Genomic DNA, 12,705 nt, shown 5'->3' on the forward strand with positions numbered 1-12,705 from the left:
CTTCGCACAGGCGCGTCGACCGCTGTCATGGCGACGGAGCCGGGGCGGGCCCGCAGGCCAGGGCGGCGCGGGCCGGCGGGTTGACCCCGCCGGGTCCCGCCGGCGCGGCCAGCGCGCCGCCGCCGGACCCGAGCGTCCAGGCGCGCCGGCCGACCGCGCCGCCCTCGTGGACGGCGACCGTCACCGCCGCGGTGGCGGCCAGGGCGAGCCAGGCCCGGTCGAGAACCCTGTCCCAGCGCAGACGCATCTCACGCTCCCGTCAGCAGCTTCCAGAGGGCCCGCAGGGCCGGGACATGCGCGGCGAGCCACGCGACCTGATCGGAGAACCAGTGCGCGGCCGCCGCCGCGGCGACGAAGGCGAACACCGTCGCGTGCTTCAGCCGCCGCAGGTAGCGGCGCAGCGCCCGGCGCTCGACATGCGCGTCGACCAGCTCGTCGAGGGCGGCGAGCCGCGGCTCGGTCTGACGCGCAAACCACGCGTGCCAGAAGGGCGGGAAGCGGATCGTCCGGGGCCGGCCGCCCAGCGCGACGCCGGGACCGGCCCCGTCCTCGGGGGGCTCGACTGCCCATCCCGAGGCCCTGCGGGTCGTGGTGCGGGCGGTATTCATGGCGTCGATCCCTGTTCCACGGGCTCCCGGGGCGCCGGCCTCAGCCGCGGCGCTTGTCCGGCTCGCGCAGTTGGGTCAGCGCCGGGGCGAGGACGTTGGCTGCGCTCGCCTGCGGATCGAGGGGCAGCGCCCGGAAGATCCGCGCGGCGACGCCCTCGGGCCCGCCCGCCTTCCGGACGACGTGCGCGGGGGCGGTCGCGAGCACGTGACGGGCGCCGGCGGCCACCACTGCGGCGCCGACATCGACGCCGACGGTTCGGCCCCGGGCGGCCCCGGCCACGGCATTCTGCCCGAACTCGGCCCCGGCGCGGATCGCGGCCTCGATCCGATCGCGGGTGAGCACCGAGGCGGCCCAGGGCGCGACCCGGGCGATGCCGGCGGTGACGGCGGCGGCGGCGAGGGGCACGAGGGCGGCGGTCACCGGCTGGAGCAGGCCGACCAGCCAGTCGCCCCACGGGATCGCCAGGTTGGTGGCGGAACGGGCGGCGGCCGGCTCGGCGAGCGCGGCAAGCGACAGGCTCGTGCAGGCGAGGGCGAGGCCCGCCCGGATATGGTGCATCATCGTCGATCTCCGTGGCTATGCGCGCGGCGGACCCGGCCGGCTCGGGATCGGGTGCGACGGGGCCGGTCAGGCCCGTCCGGGCCGCCGGGCCGGTGCCGGAGCGGCGGGACCGTCGCGAAGGGCGGCGAGCGCCCGGCGGGCCCAGGCGAGGCGGCGCGCGGGGGCGACGACGCCCGGTCGCTCGTAGCGCCGCCAGACCGTCTCGGTGGCGGCCGCGAGGGTCGTCGTGGTTCTCAGGGCGGCGAGGGCCGGCGCCTCGGTGGTGCGCAGCTCGGCGCAGAGATAGCCGTAGCCCGCTTCGGGATCGGCGGGATCAAGGCCGCGCGCCCGGCACCAGGCCTCCAGGGCAACGCGCCGGGGGCCGGTCCACTGGGCGAGCCCCCATCCGCCGCGGGAGCCGGGCACCGCGGGGGCGATCTCCTGGAGGTGGCGGAACCCGCCGGTCTCGTAGCCGAGATTGCCCAGGAGCCCGGCGGCCTGGACGTCACTCAGGCCGAGATCGCGCATCAGCCGCGGCCCGAGGCGGCGGCATGAGGCGGCGAAGGAATCCCGCGCATTCGGGAGGGGGCTCGACATGGGCGTGCTCCGGACGGTGGCGTGCCCGACCCCGCCGGGCTAAGGCGGCGCCGCCCGATCCCGGGCGCGGCGCCGATGGGGGACGTGTGGGACGCGGACAGGACCGGCCGCTCGTGTTCATCGGCGATTCGATCACCGCCGCCTGGGGCGTCGTGCGGGCCGAGACCTTCGCGCGACACGGCTTCGTGGCCCGGGGGGTGCCGGGCGAGACGAGCGCGCAGATCCGGGCGCGCTTCCTCCGGGACACCGCGGATGCGCGCGGCGTCCATCTGCTCTGCGGGATCAACGACATCGCGGAGATCGGCGGCCCGGTCCCGGACCGGGCGATCGCCCAGAACATCATCGCCATGGGGCGGATGGCCTTCGCGGCCGGTCTGCCGCTCACCATCGGCACCGTGATGCCGAGCGACTTCTGGGGCTGGCGCCCCGAGTTGCGCCCGGTGGCGCGGATCCGCACCCTGAACGGATGGCTGCGCGGCTATTGCGCGGCGGGCCCCGCCCGCCTCGTCGATTACGGGCCGGCGCTCGCCACGGCGGAGGGGGCGCTCCGGCGGGATCTCACCGACGACGGCATCCACCTCAACGGGGCGGGGTACGCGGCCGTGGAGCCGGTCATGCTGCGGGCCCTCGGCGCAGTCCCGGACTGACAGCGGACGCGGCCGCGACGGACCCGCAGGGTCAGGCGCTCACGCACCCAGCGCGAGCCAGTAGGTCGGCACCGACCCGGCGCCCGCCACCGAACCGGCCGTCGCGCGACGGGTGCGGAGCGTGAACCCGGCGACCGCCACGTCGCTGACCTGCGCGACGTAGAGCGCGGCGCCGGCCCCGGCGACCGGCTGCGCCCAGACCCCGAGGCAGCTCCCCGGGAAGGCGGTGCCGAACGCCACCGCGACGTCCGCGTCGGCGGCGGTGACGAGCCCACATTGCACGATCAGGCCGCCCGGGAGCCGGACCGACCCAGTCGCGCCGAGCACCTGCGCGCCGGTGGCGAGCGGCGTCCCGTCGGCGCGCTGGTAGTGGTGCACGCGCCAGCGGCCCGCCGCGTCCGAGGCGGCGATGCAGGTGTCGTCGGGGGCCGTGACGAGATCGGCCCGGGTCGGCAGCGCCAGCGCCTCAGGATCGTGGACCAGGGTCGCGGCCCCCGAGAAGCGCACGAACCGCTCCCGGTCGGCCGCGGCGCCGAAGCTCGCGATCCGTGCCGCGCCGGTGACGAGCACCCGCCGCGTGCCCGCACCGCCGAGGTCGGTGATGGGGGCGGCCGCGAGCGCCGTCTCGGCCGAGGCGAAGTCGATCCCGCCGGTCCGGGCCGAAGCGGTGAGCGCCGTGGCGAAGGCGGCCCCGTCGGGCGAGACCTTCAGGCTGAAGTCGTCGCTCCCGAGGGTGCCCAGCATCGCCCGCGCCGCGTAGCCGGTCTCGAAGACCAGAGCGGCGTCGCGGGCGGCGGCCTTGCGGTTGACGAACACCCGCATGTCGCCGCTGCCCGGCGTGGCGTCGTCCCAGGTCAGGAGCGCGGCATCGGCCTTGACGGCGAGGCGGTTGGTGGCGTCCGCCCCCGTGTTGATCCCGAGGCGGCTGACGCTCTGGATCGCCGTCAGCGTCCGGCTCAAGCTCGTCCAGGCCACGCCGTCGAAGACGTAGAGGTCGGCCTCGTCGATCAGCCAGGCGAGCCAGCCGGCCCGCGGCACCGCGCCGGTCCAGACCCCGTCGCCGTAGCGCACCACCTGTCCGGCGAGCCCCGCCCAGGCGCCCCCGGGCTCGGCGGCGACCACGAGGTAGCGGTTGCCCTCCGCGGGGCTCGGCGGCGGCGCGGTGAGGTCCTTGTCCAGGCAGGCCAGCTGGACGAGGGCGTCGAGAAGGCCGAGCGCCTCGTTGTGGGTGACGTGCTTCTGCGCCTGGCTGGCGGCGATCAGCGGCAGGCCGAGATGGGGCGTGGCGTCGGACATGGGGCAACTCCCGGGCGGTCAGGCCGTGCGGACGGGGATGCGGGCGCGACAGGCGGGGCCGGGGCCGGCGACCTGCCCGATCTGCGCCACGGCGACGTCGAGATGCGCCTGGGCCCCGCCGAAATCGGCCGCCTCGTCCGCGTAGAGACAGTGCTGGGCCTCGGCCCGGAGCGTGCGCAGGGCCGTGCCGGCGGCCGAGAACAGCGTCACCGCGTAGGCCTCCGGCTCGTCGAGCGGGATCTCGGCCGGCTCCCAGGCGTCGCCGTCGCGGCGGGCCCGGCGGATCCAGGAGAGCCGCACGCCATCCGCGCCGCGCCGCGCCCGCAGGTGGACCGGCCGCAGGGGCGTGAGCGCCGCGAGGCCGGCCGTGGCGGTGAACTCGGTGAAGGCCGGATCGGCCGGATCGCTGTCCGCAGGCCCGATCCGGTAGCGGAAGGCGCGGCCGACCTCGTCCAGCCGGTCGATCAGGGGCGTCACGGCGCCGTCGTCGAGGCGCACGATCAGGCTCCCCGCCGGGCTGACGCGCCCCGCCGCCGCCTCGCTTCCGGCGAGCCCGCGCAGGAAGCCGGACAGCCGGTAGGTGTCGGGCCCGGTCAGCAGCGCGTTCGCCGCGCAGAGCAGCTCCACGGCGCCATCCGCGCCGAGCAGGGCGAACAGGTTGCCCCCGGCGCGCATCGCGCCCTCCCCGATCGACGCGAGGGCCGCGCCGCGCCGCAGGGCGACGTCGAGATGCACACCCCGCTGGATCCGCCAGAGCGGGCCGGCCGGCAGCGCCGACAGGGTGCGCCCGAGGCAGGCCGGGTAGTCGACGACGCTGTGCAGGGCGAGCGGTCCGTCGCCCGCCGCGCGCCAGATCGCGACCGCGCCGGGCCAGGGTTCGGCCGCCACCGCGGCGTATTGCAGGACGGTCGGGCTGCCGCGGTCGATCGGCAGGTCGAGGGCCAGGGCGACCGGCGGTCCCGGGAAGGCGGGCGGCGCCACCGCCGCCTGGGCCATCTGGCGAGGCAGCCCGCGCCCGGGTCCCGCCCGGGGCGGCACGCCGCTCGCCTCGATCCGGCGGCCCGTGGGCGCGTCGTCGATCCGGTCGATCCGGCGCAGGACCGTGCCGCCCGGCACCGCGCAGGGCACCGCCAGGAGGTCGCCGGGCTCCAGCTCGACCCGGCGCGGGCTCACGGTGAACACCGCGCTGTCGCGGGCCGCGATCAGCCGGTCGAGCAGCGCCTCGGCGAGCCCGTCGCCGGTCTCGCGGCGGGTGACGATCGCCGACTCGATCCGGGTCTCGCGCCGCCGCAGGCCGGCGGGCCGCACGGCCGCCGCCGTGGCGCGTCGGTAATCCGGGCTCTCGGATTCGGTGATCCCGAGCTCCACGGAGCGCGGCAGGGCGCTCTCCTCGGCCCGGACCTGGTGCAGGACCGGCCGGTCCTCGGACAGCCGGACGAGGTCGGCCTCGGCCAGGACCACGGGCCGGTCGCGGCGGGGACCGCGCAGGCGCAGGGTCCCGGCCACCGCCGAGACGTCGAGGCCGTAGACCTGCGCCAGGGTCTCCAAGGCACCGCGTGCCGTGAGCGGCCGGTCGATCACGTAGCCGTCGAGATAGGCGGCGGCCTCCACGGAGACCGGCGCGTCGAAGCCGAAATCCGCGAGGATCCTCAGGACCAGCAGGTCGAGGTCGCAGCCCTCGATCCGGCCGGTGATCCAGTGGCCCACCCGCCAGTTGGCGTTGTCGGCCCAGACGCCCCGCACCGTCGGGAAGGCCGGGAAGGGCCGCGCGTCCCAGGCCCAGACGAAAATCCCGTCGGGATCGACCATGCGGCCGCCATAGACCGGCGAGACCGGGTTGTCGGCCTCCCGGAAGCCCGGCACGGCCGGGTCGAACCGGGCGATCACGGCCTCCAGACCGCGGAGCTGGATCAGCTCGTCCCGCAGGGCCCGGGATTCCGGCGGGAAGGCGCTCTCGGAGGATTTCGGGTCCGGGAAGACGTTGGGGCCGTTGGTGCCCTTGTCCACCGCCGGCACGCCGATCTCGGTGAGCCAGATCGGCTTGCCGGCCGGCACCCAGGCGGTGCTGCGGGTCTCGACGCCGCCGTCGCGCTCCATGTGCGGGCTCGACCACCACGCGACGAGATCCTTGGCCCGGTAGAGCCACGGCTTGCCGGCGGCGCCGTCGGTGATCGGCCGGCGCGCCTGGGCGGCCCGGTCGTCCGCGTCGGCGTAGTACCAGTCGAAGGCCTCGCCGGACGCGCCGCGCGCCTTGAGATAGGCCCGGTCGGCGATGTCGCCCGTCACCGCGAGGTCGGCGTGGTCCGGGTCGTCGCGCCAGTCGGAGACGGGCGGGTACCAGTCGATCCCCACGGCGCCGATGTTCGGATCGGCGAAGAGCGCGTCCAGGGGGAAGCGCACCGTGGCGCCGCCGTCGCGGACATGGGCGCCGTATTCGGTCCAGTCGGCGCCGTAGACCAGGGTGACCGCCGGGCCGAGGCGTTCGCGGAGCGCGGCGGCGAGGTCGCGCAGGGCGTCCACGGCCGGGTAGCCGGCGGCGCCGCGCACCCGGGTGAGGCCGACGAGCTCGCTGCCGATCACGAAGGCCGCGAGCGGCACCCCGGAGGCCGCCCAGCCGGCCGCGAGGCCGGCGTAGTGGAGCAGAGCGGCGCGGTAGCCGCCCGCGAAGAAGGCCGCGACCTGCGCGTCGGCCGCGGCGGTCCCGTCCGGGCTTCCCGGGCAGCCCGGGGCCGGATCGCAGGTGATGCGGCCGCGCCAGGGATAGGCGGGCTGCGCGGCGCCGGGGACGTGCGGGTCGGGCAGCGCGTTGCCGGCCGGCACGTCCATCATGACGAACGGATAGAGCGACACCGCGAGCCCCCGGCGCGCCAGCTCGGCCACCAGCCGGGTCAGGCCCGCATCCGCGGGGGTGCCGCCATAGGCCGGGCTGCCGTCCGGCAGGGTCGAGACCACCTCGGCCCGGTCGCGGGTGATCCCGGCAACGCGCCAATCCTCCGGCAGGGCGCGCTTGTGAGCGGCCTCGACCTTCGGCACGACCCGGCAGGATCCCGCCCGCAGGTCGGTGCCGAACCACGTCGCCACCACGGCGACCCGGCGCAGGTTCGGGCAGAGCGCCTGGAGGGCGTCCAGGGAGGCGACGACGTCGGTGCCGCGCTGGAGCTGGTGCCGGTTGGCGGCCTCGGTCCGGCCGAGCCCGAGATCGACGGTGACCCGGTCCGGATCGAGGCCGAACTCGCTGGCGCCGGGGATCAGGTCGACGGCCCGCACCCGGCCGAACAGGCCGTTGACCGGGCGGATCACCTCGAAGGCGAATTGCGGGACGCGGTTGCCGAAGGCGGCGAGCGGCAGGTTCTCGAACACCACATAGGCGAGGCCGCGATAGGCCGGCGCGTTCTCAGCCCCCTCCTTGGCGACGATGAGCGGGTCGGGCTCCTGGCCGGGGCCGCCGGTATGGACCCGAAGGTTCAGGCCGACCTGGTCGATCTCCTTACCGTCCGCCCAGATCCGGCGGACGAAGGCGATCTCGCCCTCGCACAGACCGACCGCGAGGTTGGCAAAGTAGGTGTAGCGGGTCGTGACGGTCCTTTGGCCGCCCGTCAGGCCGCCCATGGCCTTGGCGGGCGCGGCGGCGCGCTGCACCGCGGTGTTGGCGACCTCCAGCGGACGGGTCGCCCAGATCAGGGTGCCGCCGATCCGCGCCCGGCCGTAGACCCGCGGGATCGGATCGCCCTCGGTGGAGGTGAGCCCGGCCACGTCGGCGAGCCGCGGCCCTTCGACGAAGCGCGTAGATCGCCCGGACCCCGACAGGGCGCCGCCCAGCGCCGCGCCCGCGACCGAGCCGAGCGCCCGACCGACCATGCCGCCGATCGGACCGCCGAGGGCGGTGCCCACCGCCGCGCCGGCCGAGGACAGGATCAGCGTCGCCATGACGGAGCTCCGAGATCGACCTGCTCGCCATCGACTCGGCGGTCTCGATGCGCACCGCGGCCGGGCAGCAGGTCGGACTCGGCGACGCCGCGGCGGCCCGACGGGACGTCCGGAAACCGGAACACCCCCGTCACGTGCCGACGCCACCAGCCGGTGAGCGCCACCTCGGCGACCACCGCGCCGTCGTGGGCATGGATCATGGCGCCGTCGCCGGTGGCGATGGCGCAGTGGCGCGCCGGCAGGCGGCGGCGGAAGGCGAAGAGCAGGACGTCGCCCGCCCGCGGCGCCAGATCCGCCAGGGGTCCCGGCACCGGCACGAGGTGGCGGGCGGCCGCTTCGGTGAGGGGGTCGGTCCCGGGCGCGGCCGATTCCGCCCAGGTTCCTGAATAGGGGGGCGGCCCCTCCGGCTCGTCCCCGTAGAGCCCGCGCCAGACCCCGCGCAGCAAGCCCAGACAGTCGCACCCTACGCCCCGGAGCGAGGCCTGATGCCGGTAGGGCGTGCCCAGCCACAGGCGCGCCTCGCCGAGCGCCGCAACACCGATATCCCGCCGCATCGCGCTCATCGGAACAGGCTCCCGCCGTCGAGGACGTGGTCGGAGCCCGGCACCGCGCGCATCACCGCGTCGTTGCCGGGCATGTGCGGGAAGCCCTGGAAATTGACCGCATTGGCGAAGCGGTCGCGGCACGTGGCGAGGCGCTTGTCGCACCCGGCCGTGAGGCTGAAACCGTCGCCGACGGCGACCGGCCGGGGTGGCACGGTCCAGAGCTCGATCAGGGACCCGAGCTGGAGGCGCAGATCCGCCGCGAGCCCGGCATTGGCCCCCGCGGTCCAGGTGAGCCGCCCGCCGGTGAACAGGCCGTCCGCGAAGGCGCCGACGAGCGTCGCCGCGAGCGTGGCCGGCTCCGGCACGCCGGTCACCCGGCCGGTGGTCGTCCACGCGGCGCGGTCCACCCGGCAGCGCGCATCACCGAGATCGGCACCGCAGGTCGCCCGGTAGGTTCGGCCCCGCTCGGCGCCGAGCCGGTGGGCGAGGCCGCGCAGCTCCGCCACGAAGGCGTCCCCATCCCGGCGCACCTCGCCGATGGTGGCGACGTCGATGAGAAGCCGCGTCTCGGGGTTGGTCCAGTCGACCAGCCAGGTCTCCACCGCGGCACCGTCGTAGAGGCCGCCGGCGATGTCCGCCTCGGTGAGGCCGAGGCTGCTGAGCGCCCCGGCCACATCGCCGCCCGAGACGGCGAAGCCGAGTTCGGCGCTGGCCTCGGCCGCCTCCAGCCCGGTGCGGGCGGCGTGGACGAGGCCCGCGACGGTAAGGTCGCGGTCGTGGTCGGTGAAGCCGAGGGCGAGCCCGTCGCGCCGCCGGAGGGACCAGCAGCGGCACAGAGTGGTCACGCCGCCCGCGAGATGGGCCGCGAAGGCCTCCGGGATGTCGCGCATGGCCTCACGCCTCCTCAGGGCACGATCTCGACGAGCGGCACCTTCGGGATCTCCCCGGCCGTGAAGGCGGCGAGGTCGATGGTCAGCGCGTCGGTGTCGAAGCGGACCGGAACGTCGAAGGCGAAGCCCGCCGTCACCGCGGCGCCCGGGGGCGGGACTTGGCCGGAGGCGAAGGTGACGAGACCGGTGGTCGGATCGCAGGCGAAGGCGCCGGGCTCGATCTCCCGGCCCGAGACCGCCACCCGGACGCTGCCCGCCACCGGCTTGGCGATCCGGCGGCGATAGGGCGCGAGACCGGCACCGTAGGTCTTCACCAGGGGGAAGGCGGTCGCGGTGCCGTCACCCGTGCCGAGCGGCTGGTCGAGGGGCCCGATCGGCCGGCCGGGCGGCCCGGAGCGGCCGTCGACCCGGTCGCGGAACCGGAAGCCGTAGAGCCGCCCGCGCCGCTCCTCGAAGAAGGCGAGCACGGCATGCAGCGCGTCGAGGCCGCGCATGCCGAACCCGGCATCGTAGCGGCGGCGGGAATCGGCCCAGCGGCCGTTCCGGTGCTCCCGGCCCGAGGCCAGGGTCACGATCTCGGTGAGCCGCTGCGGGCCGCCGCTCGCGCGCAGGGACACGTCGAGGGGGAACAGCACCTCGTGGAAGTCGTCGGCCATGGCGAACTCGGCGGTTGGAGCGGGGCGTCGGCGGCGGGATCCCTCACGTCGCCCGCTGGCCGCGCGCCACCGCCCGGGCGAGGCTCGCGGTCACCTGGGCCTCGGAGCGGCGGAAGGCTCCCGGGTCGGGAGTCGCGATGTTGACGGTCACGGAGACCGGCCGGGCCTGAGCGCCACCCGCGGCGACGCCGAGCCGCCCGTCCGGACCGCGGCCCAGGGGCAGGATCGCCTCGGGGCCGGCCTCGCCCATGAGGCCGGCGCCCCCCGCCATGGGGAAGTAGGTCGGTGCGGCCACGACACCGCCGGCGGCGAAGGGCTGGACGCGGCCGCCCCGGAACACGCCGCCCCGGGCGAAGCCGGCCTCCGAGCCCGAGCCCAGCATCGCGCCGATGAGGCCCGTGACGCCCGATTGGATCGGCCCGGCCGCCGCCCGCGCCGCCACGCCGGCCAGGCGCGCCCCGATCGTGCCGAGCACCCCGTCGAGGCTGCGACCAGAGGCGGCCCCGCGGGTCAGGGCCGTGTCGAGGCTGCGGCCGAAAGTCTGCGCCAGGCGGTCGAGGGTCTCGAGCTGCCTGATCCGGTCGTCGGCCTGGGTGTCGGTCTCGCTCTCGGCCATCGGGGCGCCTCATGTCGGATCGGGATAGGCGGCGAGCAGCCGCGCGAAGGCGGCGCGGGTCAGCGGCTCCGGCCCGCCGCGCCGGCCGAGCGCGGCGGCGAATTCGCGCGGGGTCGCCGACCAGAAATCGCGGGGCCGCCAGCCCAGAGCGCCGAGGCCGAGGGCCAGGGCGTCGTCCCAGGGGAAGCGGCCCGGAGCCGGACGCGGCGGCAGATCCGCATCCGGCTCTAGGGAGGGTTTGCCGGGCCCGGCGCCTCCCCGAAGGCGGCCGCCAGGACGTCCCCCAGGGCGGCCGAGACGGCATCGAGCCCCCCCGCCAGGGGCAGCCGCGCCACCGCCGCGTCGTCGAGATCGTGGCCGCCGCCCCGCAGGGCGACGCCCAGAAGGGCGATCAGGTCGCGGGCCGAGACGCGCCCGCCCGCGAAGCGCGCGGCGAGGCCCGCAAGATCGCCGGCCTGGAGCGCGGTCTCCAGCTCGGCCAGCGCCCCGAGGGTGAGGCAGAGGGTGTAGCGCTGCCCGCCGAGGTCGAGCGGCACCTCGCCGCGGATCCGGTTGGCCATGGGATTCAGGCCGCCGCGAAGGCGAGTGCGCCGCCGGATTCGAGGCTCATGTCGAAGGTCACCTCGCCGGCATGGTCGCCCCGGTATTCGAGGCTCGCGATCTGGAACGGTCCCTCCAGGGTCCCGAAGGCCGGGATCACGATCTGGAACACCTCGACCGCGCCCTCGAAGAACAGCAGCCGCAGGCGCGCATCCGACGCCTGGTCGCGGAACACGCCGGAGCCGGCGATCGCGGCCCGGCGTACCCCCGCGCCGGCCAGCAACTCGCGCCAGCGCCCGGCGGAATCGGCGTTGGTGACGTCGACGGTCTCGGCGTTGAGGGTGATCTGGCGGCTGCGCAGGCCCGCCACCGCCGTGAAGCCGCCCGCGCCGTCGCCGGCCCGGATCAGCAGGTCCTTGCCCTTCTGCGCGCCCATCGGCCTTCTCCTCACAGGGTCTCGGTGACGGCCTCGACCGTCAGGCTCGCGCGGGCCTCGCCGGTCCGGGCGTCGCGGTGGGCGCGGACGGCCCGCACCCGCAGGGTGACGAGCCGGCAGCCCGCAAGGGGGAGGACGGGCGGCGTCGCGGCGTCCTGCAGCAGGGCCGCCATCCGCGCCGCGGCGTCGAGGGCGGTGCGCACCGAGCCGGCCTGAGCGATAACCACGATCGCGTGGCTATGCCGGTGGCGCTCGGCGCCGTCGACGGAATCGTCCGTGATCTCGGCGTCGCCGAACAGAGCGTAGACCGGGAGCGTGCCCCGCGGCGGCTCGTCGTAGAGCCGGACCCGGCCGCCCAGCAGGGCGGCCAGGGCGGCATCGGCGGCGAAGCGGGCGATCAGGCCAGCGCGGAGCGCCAGGAGCGGGCCCGGATCGCTCACGACCGGCCCTCCCGGGGCAGTTCCTCGACGTGGCAGATCAGGTCGCGGCCCCGCGCATCCGGCTCGGTGACGGCGCGGATCGCGAAGCGGCGGGGGCCGGCGGCGAGCCGCATGGTCGGGTCGAGCTCGGCCCGGCTCCGCAGGGTGACGCGGTAGGCGGGCAGCGTGTCGGTGCGGCCGCCGGCCGGGCGATCGGCCATCCCCGCCGGGGCTAGGGCCCCCCACAGGACCGGGCCGGCCACGTAGCGGCGCAGCACGCCCCCGAAGCCGTCCGGCTCTTCCAGGGGCCGTTCGAGCACGAAGCGGCGGCGCCGCGCGCCGAGGGGCGGGTGTTGGGACGAGGACGCCATCGGGCAAACTCCGGGAGCGAGCGTCACAGCCGTGTCAGAGCCGCATCCGCCGGAACGGCGCGGCGAGTTCGGCCGCGTCGGTACGGGCGGCATCGGGCTCGTCGCCGCGATGCTCGTAGCGGGCGGCGGCGAGACGCAGGATCGCGAGGCGCAGAGGCTCGGGGAGCGGCGGCCCGTCGCCGCCGTATCCCGCCGCGACCTCGATCAGGATCGTGCGGCCGGCGGGATCCGGCACGGCGGGATCGATGCGCAGCGACGGCGCCTCGCCCGGATCGGGGCCGAAGCGCACGAGCCCCGCGGCGAGGTCGGAGACGTCCCCCGAAGCCTCCGCGAAGCCGGCGCGGAGGAGCGCGACCAGGGGGCTCAGGGGCAGCGGCACTTGCCCGTCCGGCGGCCATGCGGACAGGGCGATCCGGTAGCGGCCCGGGATCAGGATCCGGCGGGTCTCGATCTCCAGGCTCGCGCGCGCCGCACTGATCAGGGCCTGGAGCAGCCCGTCCTCGTCGGCGCCCGCATCGGACTCGAACCGCAGGTAGGCGCGCAGGTCGGGCACGCCCACCGGCTCGACGGCGGCGGCCTCGATGCGTAACGGGATCATCGCGCGTCTCTCTGCAGG

17 protein-coding genes are annotated in these 12,705 nt (G+C 76.4%); 1 reads left to right on the forward strand and 16 read right to left on the reverse strand.

Going from position 1 to position 12,705, the window contains the following annotated elements:
• Window positions 1–25 precede the first annotated feature (25 nt).
• The 4 genes from PQI07_RS07405 to PQI07_RS07420 all read right to left on the reverse strand — a co-directional run bounded on the left by PQI07_RS07405 (window position 26) and on the right by PQI07_RS07420 (window position 1,746).
• Complete coding sequence (locus PQI07_RS07405) at window positions 26–247, reverse strand: hypothetical protein (protein ID WP_043354856.1); 222 nt, start codon at window positions 245–247, stop codon at window positions 26–28.
• A gap of 1 nt (window position 248) precedes the next feature.
• On the reverse strand, window positions 249–608 hold the full coding sequence (locus PQI07_RS07410) for a hypothetical protein (protein WP_182591278.1): 360 nt from the start codon (window positions 606–608) through the stop codon (window positions 249–251).
• A 40-nt stretch (window positions 609–648) separates the two neighbouring features.
• Window positions 649–1,170: a hypothetical protein gene (locus tag PQI07_RS07415; RefSeq protein WP_182591279.1), complete on the reverse strand. Its 522-nt coding sequence runs from the start codon at window positions 1,168–1,170 to the stop codon at window positions 649–651.
• Window positions 1,171–1,236: 66 nt separating this feature from the next.
• Complete coding sequence (locus PQI07_RS07420) at window positions 1,237–1,746, reverse strand: phage tail tip lysozyme (RefSeq protein ID WP_179697622.1); 510 nt, start codon at window positions 1,744–1,746, stop codon at window positions 1,237–1,239.
• 86 nt (window positions 1,747–1,832) lie between these two features.
• Between PQI07_RS07420 and PQI07_RS07425 the strand changes: the two genes are divergently transcribed.
• Window positions 1,833–2,393, forward strand: coding sequence for a GDSL-type esterase/lipase family protein (locus PQI07_RS07425; protein ID WP_274926361.1), 561 nt, complete (start codon window positions 1,833–1,835; stop codon window positions 2,391–2,393).
• Window positions 2,394–2,432: 39 nt separating this feature from the next.
• Here the strand turns inward: PQI07_RS07425 and PQI07_RS07430 are convergent, their stop codons facing one another.
• From PQI07_RS07430 to PQI07_RS07485, 12 genes are read right to left on the reverse strand one after another with little or no spacing between them, the layout of a single operon-like run.
• Window positions 2,433–3,689, reverse strand: a complete 1,257-nt coding sequence (locus PQI07_RS07430) for a DUF2793 domain-containing protein (protein WP_274926362.1) — start codon at window positions 3,687–3,689, stop codon at window positions 2,433–2,435.
• 18 nt (window positions 3,690–3,707) lie between these two features.
• Window positions 3,708–7,616 (reverse strand): baseplate multidomain protein megatron, encoded by a 3,909-nt coding sequence (locus PQI07_RS07435; protein ID WP_274926363.1) that lies wholly within the window; start codon window positions 7,614–7,616, stop codon window positions 3,708–3,710.
• Window positions 7,604–8,179, reverse strand: coding sequence for an NlpC/P60 family protein (locus PQI07_RS07440; protein WP_274926364.1), 576 nt, complete (start codon window positions 8,177–8,179; stop codon window positions 7,604–7,606). The genes PQI07_RS07435 and PQI07_RS07440 overlap by 13 nt, the downstream gene beginning before the upstream one ends.
• Window positions 8,176–9,051, reverse strand: coding sequence for a DUF2163 domain-containing protein (locus PQI07_RS07445; protein WP_053609246.1), 876 nt, complete (start codon window positions 9,049–9,051; stop codon window positions 8,176–8,178). Before PQI07_RS07445 ends, PQI07_RS07440 begins: the two co-directional genes overlap by 4 nt.
• A 14-nt stretch (window positions 9,052–9,065) precedes the next feature.
• Window positions 9,066–9,707, reverse strand: a complete 642-nt coding sequence (locus PQI07_RS07450; protein ID WP_179697618.1) for a DUF2460 domain-containing protein — start codon at window positions 9,705–9,707, stop codon at window positions 9,066–9,068.
• 43 nt (window positions 9,708–9,750) lie between these two features.
• The gene (locus PQI07_RS07455; RefSeq protein ID WP_043349533.1) at window positions 9,751–10,323 is read right to left on the reverse strand and encodes a phage tail tape measure protein; all 573 of its coding nucleotides are present in this window, start codon (window positions 10,321–10,323) and stop codon (window positions 9,751–9,753) included.
• Window positions 10,324–10,332: 9 nt separating this feature from the next.
• The gene (locus tag PQI07_RS07460; protein WP_075382066.1) at window positions 10,333–10,536 is read right to left on the reverse strand and encodes a phage tail assembly chaperone; all 204 of its coding nucleotides are present in this window, start codon (window positions 10,534–10,536) and stop codon (window positions 10,333–10,335) included.
• A gap of 14 nt (window positions 10,537–10,550) precedes the next feature.
• The gene (locus PQI07_RS07465) at window positions 10,551–10,883 is read right to left on the reverse strand and encodes a gene transfer agent family protein (protein WP_043387351.1); all 333 of its coding nucleotides are present in this window, start codon (window positions 10,881–10,883) and stop codon (window positions 10,551–10,553) included.
• A 5-nt stretch (window positions 10,884–10,888) separates the two neighbouring features.
• Window positions 10,889–11,299, reverse strand: a complete 411-nt coding sequence (locus PQI07_RS07470) for a phage major tail protein, TP901-1 family (RefSeq protein WP_043349538.1) — start codon at window positions 11,297–11,299, stop codon at window positions 10,889–10,891.
• An 11-nt stretch (window positions 11,300–11,310) separates the two neighbouring features.
• A complete protein-coding gene (gp17, locus tag PQI07_RS07475; RefSeq protein WP_043349542.1) occupies window positions 11,311–11,739 on the reverse strand; it encodes a tail completion protein gp17 in 429 nt (142 codons plus the stop codon).
• Window positions 11,736–12,089: a head-tail adaptor protein gene (locus PQI07_RS07480; protein ID WP_043349544.1), complete on the reverse strand. Its 354-nt coding sequence runs from the start codon at window positions 12,087–12,089 to the stop codon at window positions 11,736–11,738. Before PQI07_RS07480 ends, gp17 begins: the two co-directional genes overlap by 4 nt.
• 34 nt (window positions 12,090–12,123) lie before the next feature.
• Window positions 12,124–12,687, reverse strand: a complete 564-nt coding sequence (locus tag PQI07_RS07485) for a head-tail connector protein (RefSeq protein ID WP_043349547.1) — start codon at window positions 12,685–12,687, stop codon at window positions 12,124–12,126.
• Between the last annotated feature and the right edge of the window lie 18 nt (window positions 12,688–12,705).

The sequence above is a fragment of the Methylobacterium sp. 092160098-2 genome, assembly GCF_028920805.1.
In the GTDB taxonomy this organism is placed as follows: Bacteria; Pseudomonadota; Alphaproteobacteria; order Rhizobiales; family Beijerinckiaceae; genus Methylobacterium; species Methylobacterium fujisawaense.